At 68.3% G+C, this 16649-nt stretch carries 19 protein-coding genes and 1 pseudogene; 7 read left to right on the top strand and 13 right to left on the bottom strand.

Annotated elements, in window-relative coordinates:
* Positions 1-38 precede the first annotated feature (38 nt).
* Positions 39-875, top strand: a complete 837-nt coding sequence (locus AB0K18_RS37765) for a helix-turn-helix transcriptional regulator (protein WP_364924617.1) — start codon at positions 39-41, stop codon at positions 873-875.
* Here the strand turns inward: AB0K18_RS37765 and AB0K18_RS37760 are convergent.
* On the bottom strand, positions 859-1146 hold the full coding sequence (locus AB0K18_RS37760) for a DUF6247 family protein (protein ID WP_364924997.1): 288 nt from the start codon (positions 1144-1146) through the stop codon (positions 859-861). The genes AB0K18_RS37765 and AB0K18_RS37760 overlap by 17 nt on opposite strands.
* Positions 1147-1534: 388 nt before the next feature.
* Positions 1535-1954, bottom strand: coding sequence for a MerR family transcriptional regulator (locus AB0K18_RS37755; protein ID WP_364924994.1), 420 nt, complete (start codon positions 1952-1954; stop codon positions 1535-1537).
* A 54-nt stretch (positions 1955-2008) separates the two neighbouring features.
* Here AB0K18_RS37755 and AB0K18_RS37750 point away from each other — a divergent pair, with 54 nt between their 5' ends.
* From AB0K18_RS37750 to AB0K18_RS37740, 3 genes are all read left to right on the top strand, one after another.
* Positions 2009-2956, top strand: a complete 948-nt coding sequence (locus tag AB0K18_RS37750) for an oxidoreductase (RefSeq protein WP_364924613.1) — start codon at positions 2009-2011, stop codon at positions 2954-2956.
* 83 nt (positions 2957-3039) lie between these two features.
* Positions 3040-3624, top strand: coding sequence for an RNA polymerase sigma factor (locus AB0K18_RS37745; RefSeq protein ID WP_364924611.1), 585 nt, complete (start codon positions 3040-3042; stop codon positions 3622-3624).
* Positions 3617-4759: a CU044_5270 family protein gene (locus tag AB0K18_RS37740; protein WP_364924608.1), complete on the top strand. Its 1143-nt coding sequence runs from the start codon at positions 3617-3619 to the stop codon at positions 4757-4759. The genes AB0K18_RS37745 and AB0K18_RS37740 overlap by 8 nt, the downstream gene beginning before the upstream one ends.
* 16 nt (positions 4760-4775) lie before the next feature.
* Here AB0K18_RS37740 and AB0K18_RS37735 read toward each other — a convergent pair whose 3' ends face one another.
* From AB0K18_RS37735 to AB0K18_RS37725, 3 genes are all read right to left on the bottom strand, one after another.
* On the bottom strand, positions 4776-5066 hold the full coding sequence (locus AB0K18_RS37735; protein ID WP_364924606.1) for a type II toxin-antitoxin system mRNA interferase toxin, RelE/StbE family: 291 nt from the start codon (positions 5064-5066) through the stop codon (positions 4776-4778).
* A 201-nt stretch (positions 5067-5267) separates the two neighbouring features.
* Positions 5268-5693: a hypothetical protein gene (locus tag AB0K18_RS37730; protein ID WP_364924603.1), complete on the bottom strand. Its 426-nt coding sequence runs from the start codon at positions 5691-5693 to the stop codon at positions 5268-5270.
* 23 nt (positions 5694-5716) lie between these two features.
* Positions 5717-6289 (bottom strand): helix-turn-helix domain-containing protein, encoded by a 573-nt coding sequence (locus tag AB0K18_RS37725; RefSeq protein ID WP_364924600.1) that lies wholly within the window; start codon positions 6287-6289, stop codon positions 5717-5719.
* A 95-nt stretch (positions 6290-6384) separates the two neighbouring features.
* On the opposite strand from AB0K18_RS37725, the gene AB0K18_RS37720 reads away from it, so the two are divergent.
* The 3 genes from AB0K18_RS37720 (at position 6385) to rarD (ending at position 8758) form a co-directional block, all read left to right on the top strand.
* The gene (locus AB0K18_RS37720) at positions 6385-7323 is read left to right on the top strand and encodes an NADP-dependent oxidoreductase (RefSeq protein ID WP_364924597.1); all 939 of its coding nucleotides are present in this window, start codon (positions 6385-6387) and stop codon (positions 7321-7323) included.
* 227 nt (positions 7324-7550) lie between these two features.
* Positions 7551-7757, top strand: a complete 207-nt coding sequence (locus AB0K18_RS37715; protein WP_364924991.1) for a DUF4143 domain-containing protein — start codon at positions 7551-7553, stop codon at positions 7755-7757.
* 71 nt (positions 7758-7828) lie between these two features.
* The gene (gene rarD, locus AB0K18_RS37710) at positions 7829-8758 is read left to right on the top strand and encodes an EamA family transporter RarD (RefSeq protein WP_364924594.1); all 930 of its coding nucleotides are present in this window, start codon (positions 7829-7831) and stop codon (positions 8756-8758) included.
* On the opposite strand, the gene AB0K18_RS37705 is transcribed toward rarD, so the two are convergent.
* The 8 genes and pseudogenes from AB0K18_RS37705 to AB0K18_RS37670 form a co-directional block, all read right to left on the bottom strand.
* Entirely contained in the window at positions 8734-9723 is a 990-nt protein-coding gene (locus AB0K18_RS37705) for a polyprenyl synthetase family protein (protein ID WP_364924592.1), read from the bottom strand. The genes rarD and AB0K18_RS37705 overlap by 25 nt on opposite strands.
* An 11-nt stretch (positions 9724-9734) precedes the next feature.
* A complete protein-coding gene (gene nuoN, locus AB0K18_RS37700) occupies positions 9735-11327 on the bottom strand; it encodes an NADH-quinone oxidoreductase subunit NuoN (RefSeq protein ID WP_364924589.1) in 1593 nt (530 codons plus the stop codon).
* Positions 11324-12883: an NADH-quinone oxidoreductase subunit M gene (locus AB0K18_RS37695; protein ID WP_345394376.1), complete on the bottom strand. Its 1560-nt coding sequence runs from the start codon at positions 12881-12883 to the stop codon at positions 11324-11326. The genes nuoN and AB0K18_RS37695 overlap by 4 nt, the downstream gene beginning before the upstream one ends.
* Positions 12883-14733 (bottom strand): NADH-quinone oxidoreductase subunit L, encoded by a 1851-nt coding sequence (gene nuoL / locus AB0K18_RS37690; protein WP_364924988.1) that lies wholly within the window; start codon positions 14731-14733, stop codon positions 12883-12885. Before nuoL ends, AB0K18_RS37695 begins: the two co-directional genes overlap by 1 nt.
* 73 nt (positions 14734-14806) lie before the next feature.
* The gene (gene nuoK, locus AB0K18_RS37685) at positions 14807-15103 is read right to left on the bottom strand and encodes an NADH-quinone oxidoreductase subunit NuoK (protein WP_106246199.1); all 297 of its coding nucleotides are present in this window, start codon (positions 15101-15103) and stop codon (positions 14807-14809) included.
* Positions 15100-15903, bottom strand: coding sequence for an NADH-quinone oxidoreductase subunit J (locus tag AB0K18_RS37680; RefSeq protein ID WP_364924586.1), 804 nt, complete (start codon positions 15901-15903; stop codon positions 15100-15102). The genes nuoK and AB0K18_RS37680 overlap by 4 nt, the downstream gene beginning before the upstream one ends.
* Positions 15896-16411 carry an NADH-quinone oxidoreductase subunit NuoI gene (nuoI, locus tag AB0K18_RS37675; RefSeq protein ID WP_355419610.1) on the bottom strand — a complete coding sequence of 172 codons (516 nt, stop codon included), beginning with the start codon at positions 16409-16411 and terminating at the stop codon, positions 15896-15898. The genes AB0K18_RS37680 and nuoI overlap by 8 nt, the downstream gene beginning before the upstream one ends.
* Positions 16398-16649: pseudogene (locus tag AB0K18_RS37670) on the bottom strand (NADH-quinone oxidoreductase subunit H); the annotation flags it as partial. The pseudogene AB0K18_RS37670 and the gene nuoI, both read right to left, overlap by 14 nt.

Genomic DNA, 16649 nt, shown 5'->3' with positions numbered 1-16649 from the left:
CAGGACTGGTTCGTACGAGATGATGCACACTGTCCGTTATGGCAGCCACAGAACTCGGCGCGGCGCTGCGGCACTGGCGTGACCGGGTCTCGCCCGAGGCGGCGGGACTGCGCGCGGGCGGTCGCCGGCGGGCCGCCGGGCTGCGGCGGGAAGAGCTGTCGCAGCTGGCGGGCATCTCCGTCGACTACCTCACCCGCCTCGAACAGGGCCGCGCCACCCACCCCTCCGCCCAGGTCGTCGAGGCACTCGCCCGTGCCCTGCGCCTCACCAGCGACGCCCGCGCCCACCTCTACCAGCTCGCCGGCCTCGCCGCCCCCGGCGCTGCGACGGTCCCCGCGTACATCCCGCCGAGCGTCCACCGCATGCTGGACCGCCTCACCGGCACGCCCGTCGCGGTCTTCGACGCCGCCTGGACCCAACTCCTGGCCAACCCCCTCTACACGGCGTTGATGGGCGACTGGCAGGGCGACGACCTCAACGCCGTCTGGCGCAACTTCCTCGGCGCCGGCACCCGCGTCCGCCACACCCCGGACTCACTCGGCGCCCTCCGCGCCGCCCAGGTAGCCGATCTGCGCAGAACCGCCGCCCGCTACCCGTCCGACCGCCACCTGCACCACCTCATGAGCCGCCTCCGCACCGAAAGCCCGGAGTTCGCCACCCTCTGGACGTCCGGCGCGGTGGGCCGCCACGAATCAGCCCGCAAGACCATCGACCACCCACACGTGGGCGCCATCACGCTGGACTGCGACGTGCTGGTGGCGGCCGGCGAGGACCTGCGCCTCATGGTCTACACCGCCGAACCAGGCACGGAAGACGCCGACCGCCTAGCTCTCCTGTCCGTCATCGGCACCCAGGAACTCACCGGCCGGCATTGATAGATATTCCGGGCCTACTCGGTGTCCTTCGGGTGCCGAGGAGATGCGTCCTGGGCCGGGCCGAAGTCGCCGCTCGTCGCCTTACGAGCCTCGCGTACTGCGCCGGATCCGCTTTTATCCTGGCAGTGGCTCGCCAGCCCGCAATGACCTCTTGGCTGGTGGCGTCGACGTCCAGCTCGGCCGCATCCGAGAGAGCCTCGACCAGTTCCCGCGTGAACGCACGGAGTTCGTCCGAAGACAGGTGGCGTACCCAGGGGAAGACCTCCGGCATGGCGATGACCAGGGTATGTGCTGTGCAATCGTGCTTGAGCAACGCTAGGAACAGCCGGGAAGCGGTGGCCAGCGTCCGCTCACGCTCTTCTTCCCGATCGGCTGCCGTCAAGTAGAAGTCGGGAGCGTCTCGGTGCGTGACACGGACTCGCCCGAGGCGCGTCGCACGTTCGGCGACCGCTCGCGGATTTCTCGACAGGTCGGAGAAGGTCACCGCTTCTGCATGGCTGGTGCTCACATCCGCAGTTACGTCAGAACTTATTCTGATGTTGGCTGTACGGGGCTACCACCGCCTACCGGAAACGGACCGGGTTGACATACCTGCCGCGTACCACGCGTCCGTAGATTGGCACCTCCTCCGGGATGAGGATGCCACGGGCGAGTCGCCGCTATGTCGGAGGTTGCGGTGACCAGAGGCCGGCTGCGGTTCCCTCTTCGACGTGCCGGCGGTAGGTGACGACCTTGTCGTGGATGATGTCCAGGCCGGCCGTCAGGTCGGCGATCTTCTCCCGTACGGCCCTCTCATGCTCCTCAAGCAGCGCGAGCCGCTCCGGCTCGTTGCCGGGACCGGAGCGGACCAACTGGGCGAACCTCTTCAAGGTCGCGATGGGCATGCCGGACTCGCGCAGCCGGTTGCACAGCAGCAGCCATTCGACGTCGGCCGGTTCGTAGACCCGCTGCCCGCCCGCCGTACGCGGGATCGGGCGGAGGAAGAGCTCTTCGCGCTCGAAGAACCGCAATGCGTGGACGCCCAGGCCGGTCACCTTCGCGACGTCGCCGATGGAGAGGTCGCCGGCCTTCCTGACCATCACGCACCGCCATAGCTTGACCTAGATCGCACTCTAGATTCTAGCCTCCACCGCATGACCATCACGCAACACAAGATCGGGTCGGGGTTCGGCGCGCACAGCACGGCGGACGACGTCCTGACCGGCATCGACCTGTCCGGCCGGTACGTCCTGATCACCGGCGGCTACTCAGGGCTCGGACTGGCGGCCACGAGCGCGCTGATCCGCGCCGGAGCCCACGTGATCGTGCCCGCTCGCCGCCCCGCCGCCGCGACGGAGGCGCTGCGCGGCATCCCGCGGACGGAGGTCTGGGAGCTCGACCTGGCGGATCTCGGCAGCATCCGGACTTTCAGTGACAAGTTCCTGGAGACCGGCACTTCCCTGGACATCGTCCTCGCCAACGCGGGCGTCATGGCTCACCCGTACGAGCTCATCGGCCCCGGCTGGGAAGCCCACCTCGCCATCAACCACCTTGGCCACTACGCCCTGATCAACTGCCTTCGCCCCGCTCTGTCCCAGGGAGCGCGCGTGGTGTCCGTCGCCTCGTCGGGCCACTTCCTGTCGGACATCCGCTGGGACGACCCGCACTTCCGTCGCGGCTACGACCACTGGGTCGCGTACGGGCAGTCCAAGACGGCCAACGCCCTGTTCGCCGTCCACCTCGACACGTTCGACGGCGTGCGCGCCTTCGCGGTGCACCCGGGCAGCATCCTCACCCCGCTGCAACGGCGCATCCCCCGCGAGCAGCAGCTCGCCCAGGGCTGGATCACCCCGGAGGGCCGTCCCGCCGACGGCTTCAAGACCCCGGAGCAGGGCGCGGCGACCGCCGTCTGGGCCGCCACGTCGCCGCTGCTCGACGCGTACGGCGGCGCGTACTGCCAGGATTGCGACATCGCCGACCCCGCCGTCACCGACGACATGCTGATCGGCGGCGTGAAGCCATGGGCGACCGACCCCGGCTCCGCCGCCAGGCTCTGGACGCTCTCCGCCGAACTCACCGACCTCGACACCTTCACGACATAGCAACCAGGAAGCGGCCATCGGGATAGAGGAGGTACCAGCACCTCGGACACGGAGGAACCGATCATGAAGCGACACACCGCGCCATGGCCACGGCCAGAGTGGTGAGTCGGCCGACGGAGCAGCTCGGCGACGCGGAACTCGTCGCCGCCTCTTCGGATGACCCCGAGGCGTTCGGCGAACTGTTCCACCGCCACGCGCCCCGGCTCCACGCCTATGTCAAGCGCCGCCTCGGACGTACGCTCGCCGACGACATCGTCGCAGAGACATTCGCCACCGCGTTCCGGCAGCGAGGGAGATTCGACGGGCGGGCGGAGTTCGGCGCGTGGTTGTGGGGCATCGCCAGCAACTCGATCGCCAAGCATCATCGGCAGGAGACCCGGATGTTCAGGGCGTTCGCCCGAACAGGCGTGGACCCGGCCGAGGACGGCATCGCCGACCTGGTCAGCGACCGCGTCACCGCCACGGCGCAGGGCCCCCATTTGGCGAAGGCCCTCGCCACGCTGAGCGCCCAGGATCGCAGCGCCCTTTTGCTGCTGGCCTGGGGCGAGCTGTCGTACGCCGAGATCGCGGCCGTACTGAATCTGCCCCTCGGCACCGTCAAGGCCAAAATTCACCGGGCCCGGACGAAACTCCGCAAGGCCCTCCTGCGGGAGAACGACCATGGATGAACTCGACGCACTGCGGCGCATGCGGACGGCATTGGCCGAGGAGGAAAGCCCGGAACGGCTCGCCGTGCGGGCGGACTGGCGATCCGTTCGCCGGCCACGCCGCTTCGGAATCCCTTTGGCGATGGCGACGGCCGCCCTGGTCGCGGCAGCGTTCGCCGCCATTTCTGTAACCCCGGACCGGGAGCTTCCCGGCAAGCGGACCCCGGAAAACGCCCTTCTGGTGGCCGCCACCAACGTACAGAGGGGGCCGACCGGCACGTACTGGCACACCACCAGAATCGTCGGGAAGATTCACGCGGTCGGCGAGAACGCGGCGGAGCACTACAAGGTCGAGTCGAGAATGCGGTACGACGCCTGGACCGACCTGCGCGGCACGGGATGCAACGCCGTCAAGGATCTGCCCGCCCGCCCGTGGACCGCCCGCGACAAGCAGAGATGGCAGGCCGCGGGTGCTCCGACAAAGGTGGAGGTCGCGTCGGGCTTCCTCTTCTTCGAAGCCCCCGACAGAAAACAGTCGTGCCGCCAGGTGACCGAACGTCGATTCTTCGGCATGACACCACGCCGACTCGCCGCACTGCCCACCCACCCCGAGGACTTGAAGAACGCGCTGCTGGACCTCAAAGGCAACTGGGAGGCGTACGCACCGAAAGTCACCCGGCAGCCGATCCGGGCACTGGAAGGCGAGAAGCGGATCCGGGCGCTGAGCGACGTGGCCGGCACCCTGCTCGCCGAAGCACCCGCCCCGCCGGCGGTCCGAGCGGCCGCATTCCGCATGCTCGCCGCCCTGCCCGGCGTAAAAGTCGAAGGCCGAACGACCGACCCGCTGGGCCGTACAGGAGTGGTGATCTCCTTGCCGCTGGAAACGACCATCCCTCTCGGCCTCTCCACCGCACCCCGGCAACTCGGCACGTACCGCCGCCAGTGGATCATCAACCCCGACAACGGAACCCTGCTCGCCATGCGAGACCTGGTGGCCACCCCGCCACAAGGCTCCCGCGACCTTCCAACGGGCGACGACGGCAAACCCCGCCGCCTGACGCCCGAAACCCAACCCGACCGCTTCCACCAGCCCGGCGAGCTGGCGGAGTACGCAACTTATGAAGTCGCCGAATGGACCGACGAGACACCAAGCTGAAACCAGGATGCGCGAACTACTGAGGCTTGGATCGGTACTCCGCCCACACGTCGATCGCAGCCCGCTCACCGACCGCCCACACCTCGCAGATCTCCACTGTCTTGTCCTCGGTGATCCGATAGACGACCCGCCAGGTGTTGCGTCCGACCACCAGCTTGCGACAACCGGTCAGCTCCCCGCTCAGCGGATAACCGGCCTCAGGATCGTCCAGCAGAAGGAGTATCTTCTTGAGCACTTCGGGCACCGCGTCCGGGCCGATGCGCCTGAGATCGTCGACTGCCGGCGCAGTGAAGATGACGTCGGACACGACTGACTCATCGTCCGGAAGGGCGGATGCTCCGTGTCGGCCACCAGGCGGGCAACGCCTCGCTTGGCCGCCTCGGTGACGCTCAATTCAGTGGCGTCGTGCAGAACAGTCATAAATGAACTGGACATCGATCTGTACAGAATCCCAGCGCATACGCCGGAGAAGGCCATCGCAGAATCGGACCCGGCGAGCCCCCCCGACTCAGGATCCAGACGGACCCCAGCCCACCGATCGGCGAATCGCGCGTACCACTCCGATGCCCCAAGCGGCGAGCACGCCCACGCTGACCGTGCCGAGCAAGGTGATGAGGAACCAGTCCGTGGAGCCGTCCCGTGGATAGACGTTGTACCGATTACCCGCCTCTATGGCCGGCACCCGATCCCCCACCCGGGCCGGCTCCGCGCCCGGCGTGAGACCGATCCCCCGCCTGACGACTGAGCCGTCATCAGAGACGAAAATCCCCCGCCAGCTGCAACTGCGTCCGCCGCAGTTCCGTTCGGTGGCGGTGAAAGTGCCGGGGATCCCGGTGCCGAACTGCGCCGTGTACGCGGGGACCACCTCGCGTACGGCGGCGAACAGAACGAGCCCGGCCAGCACCGGCACCACCACCCACCAGAAAAAGCGCATCAGCCCTACCTTCCTTCTGGGGCTCAGGCGACGGGGCGGAGGCCGTCCATCAGGAGGTCCAGGAGGCGGGCGGCCTTGGCGTCGTGTTCGCGCCTGGGCGCCACGGTGAAGATGCCGATGAGGGAGTCGGCGACGTCCTCGGCGGTGACGTCGGAGCGGAGGTCGCCGGCCACGCGCCCCGCGTCGAGGATCGTCGTGATGGCCGCCAGCAGCTCGCCCCGGGTCTGCGCATGGGCGATCTCGCCCGACTCGATCATGGCGACCAGCGTGTCGATCATGCCGCTCTTGGCCGCGATCCAGTCCCCGAACAGGTCCATCCAGCGCCGCATCGCCGCCGCCGGAGGCATGCGGTCGAGCAGCTCCTGGGCACCGGACGTCAGCCGTACGACCTGGTCCCGGTAGACCGCGTCGACCAGCGACTCCCGGGTCGGGAAGTGCCGGTAGAGCGTGGCGATGCCGACGCCGGCCTCGCGCGCGATCGCCCGCATCGACGGCTCGGCCTCGGCCGACATGAACATGCGGGTCGCCACCGCGAGCAACTGGTCGCGGTTGCGGGCCGCGTCCGCCCGCGGCGCGCGCATCTCAGCCTCAGTCAAAACGGATCACGCTCCGGTTGTGTTACTGTCATCCCAATAAACGGAGCATAGTCCGTTTCAACGCGTTCCCTCGATCCCCAAGGAGACAGGTGCACATGCAGGAACAGCAGAAGGGCAGAGCGGTCCAGCTCGACGCGTGGGGCGGCCCCGAGGTCCTGGACGTCCGCGAGGTCCCCGTTCCGGAGGTCGGCCCTGGACAGATCCGCGTACGGGTCACCGCGGCCGGTCTGAACCCCATGGACTGGATCATGACCGCCGACGCCGACACCGCCGCCCGGTTCGGCCTGAGCCTCCCGGCCGGGTTCGGTACGGACTACGCGGGAGTGGTCGACCAGGTCGGCGACGGGGTGAGCGGCTACGCGCCCGGCGACCGGGTGTTCGGCGGCGCCCTGTCCCGTGCGATCGCCGACCACGTGGTGATCGACCCGGCCGACGGGAACGCGGCGAACGAGGCCCACCACACCCCGGACGGCATCGACGACCACACCGCCGCCACCCTCACGATCGCCGGCCGCACGGCCCTGGCCGCCGTCGGGGTGGCCGACCTCGGCCCGGGAGACACCGTGCTCATCGGCGGCGCGGGGGGCGGAGTCGGGGTCTTCGCCGTCCAGCTGGCCCGGCTCGCAGGAGCACGCGTCATCGGTACGGGCTCCCCGACCTCAGCCGACTTCCTCCGTGACCTGGGGGCCGAGCCGGCGGCGTACGGCGACGGCCTGGCCGACCGAGTCCAAGCCCTCGCCCCCGACGGCATCACCGCCGCCATGGACCTGCACGGAACGGAGACGGTGGAGACCGCCAGAGAACTCGGCGTCCCAGACAACCGCATCTGCACCATCGCCGCCCAGGTAGAGGGCGTACCAGCCGCCAACGGCGCGAGCACCACCCCCAGCGACCTGGAGGGGCTCGCCCGCCTGGTCGCAACAGGCAAGATCCGGATGCCCATCGCGGCGACGTTCCCCGTGGACAAGATCCGCGAGGCGACGGAACTCCAGGCCACCCGCCACGTCCGCGGCAAGATCGTCATCACCCTCTGAACCGCGCCAGTAGATGAGACTGCAAGCCCTGGGCGTATCGGCAGGCTTCAGGCCTGCCACGCGGCCGCCACCCTCACTTATTGAAGCTTTGCCAAGACAGACCTTGCGCGACCCCAAACTGCTGCTGGACGACTCTGGCCTTGGCGCCTATCGGGCAGGTCTGACCCCATCCCGCGTGTCCGACATGACGGCCCCCGGAGGTCCACTGATGGAGAACTTCGCCCTTGGTGAGCTGGCCCGCCCAGCTCACGTGGTCCGAGGATCCTGTACAGCTCTATCGCTACCGAGATCGAGATGGGGTCGAAGTCGACGGCATACTCGAACGAGCCTCTGGTGAGATCATCGGTATCGAAGTCAAGTCCACCGAAATGCCGTTGTGGACGGCGACGCCTCCACCACCTCCACTTCACTGTACGACGCCATACGACGATTAAGCGTCTCTACATAATCAGTCAAAGAAGATCAAATTTGTATTGAAAGGTGGTAATGCCTGAAACTGGACTACATGCCTGACTCCCGGCGTGGCATCTTCTACGGGATCGCCGCCTACACCATGTGGGGCCTGTTCCCCCTCTACTGGCCGCTGCTCAAGCCCTCCGGCGCCATCGAGATCCTCGCCCACCGCATGGTGTGGTCGCTCGTCGTGGTGGCCGTGGCACTGGCCGTACGCCGGCACTGGTCGTGGGTGAAACAGCTGTTCAGGCAGCCCGCCAAGCTCGGGCTGCTGACGCTGGCCGCGATCTTCGTGACCGTCAACTGGGGCACCTACATCTACGCGGTCAACAGCGGCCACGTCGTCGAAAGCGCCCTCGGCTACTTCATCAACCCGCTGGTCAACGTGCTGTTCGGGGTGGCGCTGCTGCGCGAGCGGCTGCGTCCGCTGCAGTGGGCGGCGGTCGGGTTCGGCGCGCTGGCGGTGCTGGTGCTGACGCTCAATTACGGGCGGCTGCCGTGGGTGGCGCTGACGCTGGCGTTCAGTTTCGGCATCTACGGCCTGGTCAAGAAGCGGGCCAACGTCGAGGCCACGGAGAGCCTGGCCATCGAGACCCTGGTGCTGCTCCTGCCGGCGATCGGCTACCTGGCCTGGCTGCAGACGACGGGGACGGCCACGTTCGGCCAGGAGGGCGCGGGGCACGCGCTGCTGCTGGTCGCGGGCGGCCTCATCACGGCGGTGCCGCTCATCTGCTTCGGCGCGGCGGCGATCAGGGTGCCGCTGAGCACGATCGGGCTGCTGCAGTACATCGCGCCGATCCTGCAGTTCGCCTGCGGCGTGCTCATCGCCAAGGAGACCATGCCGCCCAGCCGCTGGATCGGCTTCTCGATCGTCTGGCTGGCGCTGGCGCTCTTCTCGTACGACAGCCTCCGGGCGGCCCGTCAGACCGCCCGGAGCCGCGTCGCGGCGCTCAAGGCTCAGCCGGAGCGCTCGACCACGTAGTCGCAGAGCGCCAGGAACGCGTCCTTGGCCGGGATGTCGGGCAGGCCCGAGATGTCGGCCCGGGCGCGGTCCACCCAGGCCACCAGCTCCGCCCGCGCCCGCTCCATGCCGCAGTGGGCGCGGAGCAGGGTCAGGGCCTCCTCCAGGTCCTCATCGGCGACCGGGCCGGACAGCAGCGCCGTCAGGCGGGGGTGGTCGCCGGCGGCGAGCGCGTACAGGACGGGGAGGGTCTTGACGCCCTCCTTGAGGTCCGTGCCGGGCGTCTTGCCCGACTGCGCGCCCGAGGAGGCCACGTCGAGCAGGTCGTCGCCGAGCTGCCAAGCCACGCCGATGGCCTCGCAGGCGCGGCTGAGCCGCTCCTCCACGTCGGCCGGGGCGCCCGACAGCAGCGCGCCGAAGCGGCCCGAGGCCGCGATCAGCGAGCCGGTCTTGTCGGACAGGACGCTCAGGTAGTGGCCGATCGGGTCCTCGTCGGCGCGCGGGCCGATCGTCTCCCTGATCTGACCCTGCACGAGCCGCGAGAACGTCTGCGCCTGGATGCGGATCAGCTCGGGACCGAGGTCGGCGAGCAAATCCGAGGCCTGGGCGAACAGGTAGTCGCCGGTGAGGATCGCCACGGTGTTGTCCCACCGGGCGTTGGCGGACGGGGAGCCCCGGCGCACCGGGGCCTCGTCCATGACGTCGTCGTGATAGAGCGAGCCGAGGTGGGTCAGCTCGATGACCACGGCGCCGGGCACCACACCCGGCGCCGACGGGTCGCCGAACTGGGCGGCCAGCAGCACCATCAACGTACGGAACCGCTTGCCGCCCGCCTCGATGAGGTGCTTGGACGCCACCGTGACGAAGGCGTCCTCGCTCTCGACGGACGAGCGCAGGAGCTTCTCGACCGCGGCCAGTCCGTTGGCCACGTCCTGCGCCAACCGCTCGTCCTCGATGGGAAGGTCAACCACGGGAGGCGCGGACATACGAGATCCCCTTATCTGATGAACAGGCTGCTAGCAGCGTCGTTGGCAACACCGAGCACGGACTCCGGATAGAGCCCCACCCCTACCGTAACCAGCAGCGAAACGGCGATGACGGCCACGGTCCCCATACTGGGCACCGCGACTGCCGGGCCGTCGGCGGCCGGCTCGCTGAAGAACATCAGCACGATGACGCGGACGTAGAAGAACGCGGCGATCGCGGAGGCGACCACACCGACGACCACCAGGCCGGCCATCCAGCCGCCCATGGAGTCGCCGGGCTGCGTGCCGCTGTTCAGCGCGGCGGCGAAGACGGCGTACTTGCCGAAGAAGCCGCTCGTCAGCGGGATGCCGGCGAAGGCGAGCAGGAAGAAGGCGAACACGCCCGACAGGACCGGCGCCCGCTTGCCGAGACCGGCCCAGCGGGACAGGTGCCCCGCCTCGCCGCCCGGGTCGCGGACGAGGGTCAGCACGGCGAACGCGCCGACCGTGGTGATGCCGTAGACCGCGAGGTAGAACAGGATCGCCTTGAGCGAGTCGGCGTTCTGCCGCGCGTCGCCGAACGTGGCCATCACACCGACCAGCAGGAAGCCGGCGTGCGCGATGGACGAGTACGCCAGCATGCGCTTGATCTCGGTCTGCGTGATCGCCAGGATCGAGCCGACGATCATCGTGAGCGCCGCGACGCCCCAGATGACCGGCCGCCACTCCCAGTCGAGGTTGCCCAGGCCGACCCAGAAGACTCGCAGCACGGCCCCGACGGCCGCGACGAGGGTGCCGGAGGCCATGAGGGCGGTGATGGGCGTCGGGGCGCCCTGGTAGACGTCCGGCTTCCAGGCCTGGAACGGCGCCGCGCCGATCTTGAACAGCAGGCCCACGCCGAGCAGCGCGAACCCGATGAGCAGCAGCGGGTCGAGCGAGTTGCCCGCGGCCATGGCCTGGTTGATGCCCGGCAGCGAGACGGTGCCCGCGAAGCCGTAGATCATCGCGGTGCCGTACAGGAAGAAGGCCGAGGAGAACGCGCCCAGCAGGAAGTACTTCATCGACGCCTCCTGCGAGAGGAGGCGACGCCTGCGGGCCAGGCCGCACAGCAGGTACAGCGGCAGCGACATGACCTCAAGGGCCACGAACATCATCAGCAGGTCGTGCGAGGCGGGGAACAGCAGCATGCCGCCCACCGCGAACAGGACCAGCGGGTAGACCTCGGTGTGACCGGTGCCGTTGTCGTGGGCCTCGGCCTCCTCCTCGTCGGCACTGCCCGGCACGGCCGCGGCGGAGGCCACGAAGTGACCCTCGTCGTTGATGAGCAGCACGCAGACGAACGACAGGACGAGGATGACGCCCCAGATGAACAGCGACGGCCCGTCCACGGCGAGCGCGCCCATGGCGGCCGGCGTGGCGGACACCTGGCCGCGCAGCGTCTGCACCAGCACCAGCGCGAACGCGCCGGCCAGGCTCAGCAGCGTGAGCGGCACATGGATGGACTTGCGCAGGTAACGCGGCGCGAACGCCTCGACGAGCACGCCGATGCAGGCCGCGCCGAAGACGACCAGCAGCGGCGCCAGCGTGCCGTACTCGATCGTCGGCGCTTCGATGGCGGGGTTCACTGGCCTGTCCCCTTCTCAGCGACGGTGGAGGTGGGTACCTTCACGTTGGTCAGCGTCTGTTGCACTGACGGGTTGATCACGTCAAGCAGCGGCTTGGGGAAGAAGCCGAACCCGATGATCAGGGCGACCAGCGGAGCCAGCACCCAGACCTCGCGGGCGTTCAGGTCCTTGAACGCCTTGACCGGCTCGGCCGTCGGCCCGTTCATGGTCCGCTGGACCATCCACAGGATGTAGACGGCCGCGAGGATCACCGCGACCGCGGAGACGATCGCCGCCACCGTCAGCGCGCCGGACCCGTGGGCCTGGCTGGAGTACGTGCCGATCATGACCATGAACTCGCTGACGAAGGACGACAGGCCCGGCAGCGAGAGACCGGCCAGACCGGCGATCAGGAAGAAGCCCGCGAGCAGCGGGGCGACCTTCTGCACGCCTCCGTAGTCCCCGATGAACGGCGAGCCGCGCCGCGCGATGAGGAACCCGGCCGCCAGGAACAGCGCGCCCGTGGCGAAGCCGTGGTTGACCATGTAGAGCGCCGCACCGGACTGGGCGACGTCCGACATGGCGAACACCCCGAGCACGATGAACCCGAAGTGCGAGATCGACGTGTACGCGATGAGCCGCTTCATGTCGGTCTGGCCGATGGCGACGATGGCGCCGTAGATGATGCTGATGACCGCCAGCACGACGATCGGCATCGTGAACGCCTTGGCCGCGTCGGGGAACAGCTCCAGGCAGAAGCGCAGCATCCCGAACGTGCCGACCTTGTCCAGCACGCCGACCAGCAGCACCGCGGCGCCGGCCGGAGCCTGCGCGGCCGCGTCGGGCAGCCAGGTGTGCACCGGCCACAGCGGCGCCTTGATGGCGAAGGCGATGAAGAAGCCGCCGAACAGCCACTTCTGCATGGCCGGGTCCTGGATGGCCCCGACGAGCTCGGGGAACATGAAGGACTGCTTGCCGGCGACGACATAGAGGCCGATGACCGCGACCAGCATGAGCAGGCCGCCGAAGAGCGAGTACAGCAGGAACTTGACGGCCGCGTAGGACCGCTGGGCGCCGCCGTACGACCCGATCATGAAGTACATCGGGATCAGCATGGCTTCGAAGAAGACGTAGAACAGGAAGATGTCGGTCGCCGCGAAGACGCCGATCATCATCGTCTCCAGCACCAGCAGCAGGGAGAAGTACGTCTTCACCGACCGCTTGGGCGCGATCACCGTGCCGTCGGCGGTCTTCACGCCGTCGGCGTCGTGCCAGGAGGCCAGCACCACGATCGGCACCAGCACCACCGACAGCGCGATGAGCACGAGCGCGACGCCGTCCACGCCGACCCCGAACTTCACGCCGAAGCTCGGGATCCAGTTGTAGGCGGCGGTGAACTGGAAGCGGTCGCCGTCGGGGTCGAACCCGGCGGCCATGACACCGGTCAGGACCAGCGTCGCCAGCGAGAACAGCAGGGTGACCTGCTTGGCCAGCTTGTCACTGCCCTTGGGAAGCAGGGCCACCACGACGGCGCCCACCACGGGCACCGCCATGAGTATCGGAAGCCAGGGTGACATCAGATGTTCCCAACGAGGAGCAGGGCGCCGGTCAGCAGGGCGGCACCGATCAGGATGGACAGCGCGTACGTTCTGGCGAAGCCCGTCTGGATCCGCCGAAGGCGCCCGGAGCTGCCGCCGATGCCCGCCGCCAGGCCGTTGACGATCCCGTCGATGCCGCGGTTGTCGAAGAACACCGCGAGGCGGGTCAGCCACTGGCCGGGCCGCATGAAGAGCGACTCGTTGAGCGCGTCACCGTACAGGTCGCGCCGGGCGAACGTGGTGAGGAAGTTGCCGCGCGGCTGCACCGACGGCACCTCGACCCGGCCGTAGCGCAGCCAGGCGAACACGACGCCGACCGCGACGAGCGCGAGCGTGACGAGCCCTGGCGTGCTGAACGGCGCGAACTCCGGCACCGTGTCGAGGCTGCCACCGACCGCCGGGATCAGGAACTTGTACAGCGTGCCGCCCAGCACCAGATAGGCACCGAGGCCGAGCGCGCCGAGCGAGAGGATCATCAGCGGCACCGTCATCACGAGCGGCGACTCGTGCGGGTGCGCCTCCTTGTCCCAGCGCTTCTCGCCGAAGAAGGTCATGAAGACCATCCGCGACATGTAGAAGCCGGTGACGCCGGCGCCGAGCACGGCCAGCCAGCCGAGAATCGGCTGGTGGTGCACCGCGGTCTCGATGATGCCGTCCTTGGTGAAGTAGCCGGACAGCAGCGGGAAACCGATGATCGCCAGGTAGCCGATGAAGAACGTGACGAACGTGATCGGCATGGCCTTGCGCAGCGCGCCGTACTTCCTCATGTCGACCTCGTCGTTCATGCCGTGCATGACCGAGCCGGCGCCGAGGAACATGTCGGCCTTGAAGAAGCCGTGCGTGATCAGGTGGCCGATCGCGAAGGCGTAGCCCGCGGGGCCGAGGCCCGCGCCGAGCATCATGTAGCCGATCTGCGACATCGTCGAGCCGGCCAGGCCCTTCTTGATGTCGTCCTTCGCGCAACCGATGATGGCACCGGCGAGCAGCGTGACCGCGCCGACGATGGCGGCGGCGAGCGCGGCGCCCGAGCCCTCGGGGAAGAAGAACGCCCCCGAGCGGACCACCAGGTAGACACCGGCGGTGACCATGGTCGCGGCGTGGATGAGGGCCGAGACCGGGGTCGGGCCCTCCATGGCGTCGAGGAGCCAGGACTGCAGCGGCAGCTGCGCGGACTTACCGCAGGCGCCGAGGAGCAGCAGCAGGCCGATGGCGAGCATCGCGCCGTTGGTCTGGCCGGGCTGGATCTGCTCGCCCAGCCCCTGGAAGGTCAGGGTGCCGAACGTGGTCCAGATGACGAACATGCCGACCAGCAGGCCGAAGTCACCGACGCGGTTGACGACGAACGCCTTCTTCGCCGCGGTCGCCGCGGACGGCTTGAACTGCCAGAACCCGATCAGCAGGTACGACGCCAGACCGACGCCCTCCCAGCCGATGAACAGCCCGACGTAGTTGTCGGCCAGCACCAGCAGCAGCATCGCGGCCACGAACAGGTTCAGGTAGGAGAAGAACCTGCGCCGGTGCTCGTCGTGCGCCATGTAGCCGATCGAGTAGATGTGGATCAGCGAGCCCACACCGGTGATCAGCAGCGCGAAGCTGATGGACAGGGGGTCGATGAGCAGCCCCATGTCGACCATGCCGGGGATGAACTCGTACAGGTGCACCGCCCGGCGGCGCTCCTCCGCCCCGAACCCGATCAGCTCGAAGAACGCCAGCACCGCCACGACGAACGAGGCGAGGGACATGGCCACGCCCAGCAGATGGCCCCAACGGTCGGTGAACCGGTTGAACACCAGCAGGATGAACGCGCCCACGAGCGGGAACGCGATCATCAGCCAGGCGTTGCCGATCACTCCACCGGTGTGCTGGACGATCTCAGCGAGTTGAGATTCCACCAGTCACCTCTTAGTACTTCAGCAGGTTGGCGTCGTCGACGGACGCGGACCTGCGGGTTCGGAAGATCGTCACGATGATGGCCAGGCCGACGACGACCTCGGCCGCGGCCACCACCATCACGAAGAACGCGATGATCTGGCCCTCCAGGTTGCCCACCTGCCGGGCGAACGTCACGAACGCGAGGTTGCAGGCGTTGAGCATGAGCTCGACGCACATGAACACCACGATGGCGTTGCGCCTGATCAGCACGCCCATGGCGCCGATCGCGAACAGCAGGCCGGACAGGACGAGGTAGTGGGTCGTCACTTGGTCACCTCATTGCTCTCGGCGTCCTGCTCGGCCTCGGTCGGCGCCGTGCCCTCCTCGGCCGTGTGCTTGATCGCCTCGGCCAGCTTGGGGTTGTCCGGCAGGCGGTCGTGCTCCACGTCGTAGCGGGCGATGTAGCGGTTGACCGAGGACTCGGCCACCGACCCGTCGGGCAGCAGCGCCGGCATGTCGATGGCGTTGTTCCTGGCGTAGGTGCCGGGGCCGGGCAGCGGCGACGGGCGGTCGCCCTGGAAGCGGGCCCGGGACAGGTCCTTCTGCGTCGCCTTCTGGGTGACCCGCTCGCGGTGCGCCAGCACCATCGCGCCCAGCGCCGCGGTGATCAGCAGCGCCGAGGTGATCTCGAACGGGAACACGTACTTGGTGAAGAGCTGCAGCGCGATCGAGCGGATGTAGCCGCCCTGCTGGGTGGCCGCCGCTAGCCCGGCCTCGGGCGCGAAGATCGCGTTGCCCACGGCCAGGATGATCAGCACCGAGAAGCCGACGGCCGCGATGATCGCCCAGAAGCGCTGGCCCTTCAGCGTCTCGACGAACGAGTCGGACGAGTCCACGCCGACGAGCATGAGCGTGAACAGGAACAGCATCATGATCGCGCCGGTGTAGACGATGATCTGCACCGCGGCCAGGAACGGCGCGTCCTGCACGGCGTACAGGACGGCCAGGCAGAGCATGACGGTGCCGAGCATCAGCGCGGAGTACACGGCCTTGCGGTTGAAGACCATGCCGAGTGCGGCGCCGACGGAGACGACGGCCAGCACCCAGAAAGTGATGGTCTCACCCATTGGTCCGCCCCAGCCGGTAGTAGTCCTCTTCGGTCTCACCGAGCCGCATGGGGTGCGGCGGCTGCTCCATGCCCTGCGTGAGGGGCGCGAGCAGCATCTCCTTGGTGTAGATGAGGCTCTCGCGGCTGGAGTCGGCGAGCTCGTACTCGTTGGTCATGGTGAGCGCTCGCGTCGGGCACGCCTCGATGCACAGGCCGCACAGGATGCACCGCAGATAGTTGATCTGGTACGTGCGTCCGTAACGCTCACCCGGCGAGTAGCGCTCGTCCTCGGTGTTGTCCGCGCCTTCGACGTAGATGGCGTCGGCCGGACACGCCCAGGCGCACAGCTCGCACCCGACGCATTTCTCCAGCCCGTCAGGCCAGCGGTTGAGCTGGTGACGCCCGTGGAAGCGAGGAGCCGTCGGCTTCTTCTCCTCCGGGTAGTTCGTCGTGACGGGCTTCTTGAACATCGTGTGGAAGGTGACCCCGAAGCCTTTGACGGGGTTCAGCCAGTCAGTTAGTCCCACTGGGAATCTCCTTGTGCTGCACCCCGTGGTAGTGCGGCAGGTCGAGCGGCGGCACAGGGAAGCCACCGGCCGCCGGCTCCTCGGACAGTTCCTCGAACTCGGCCTCCACCTGCGCCTTCTTCGCCTCCTTGCGCCGCTGGTTAACGGTGTCGAACCGCATCCAGATGGCCAGCGCGCCGACCACGATGACGGCGCCGAGTGCGATGCCGACCGTGCGGCTCTCCTCGTACACCACGAC

It is taken from the genome of Nonomuraea sp. NPDC049421 (genome assembly GCF_040677005.1).
Classification (GTDB): Bacteria; Actinomycetota; Actinomycetes; order Streptosporangiales; family Streptosporangiaceae; genus Nonomuraea; species Nonomuraea salmonea.
The sequence above is the reverse complement of the archived record's forward strand: the minus strand, read 5'-3'. Positions and strand labels throughout refer to the sequence as shown.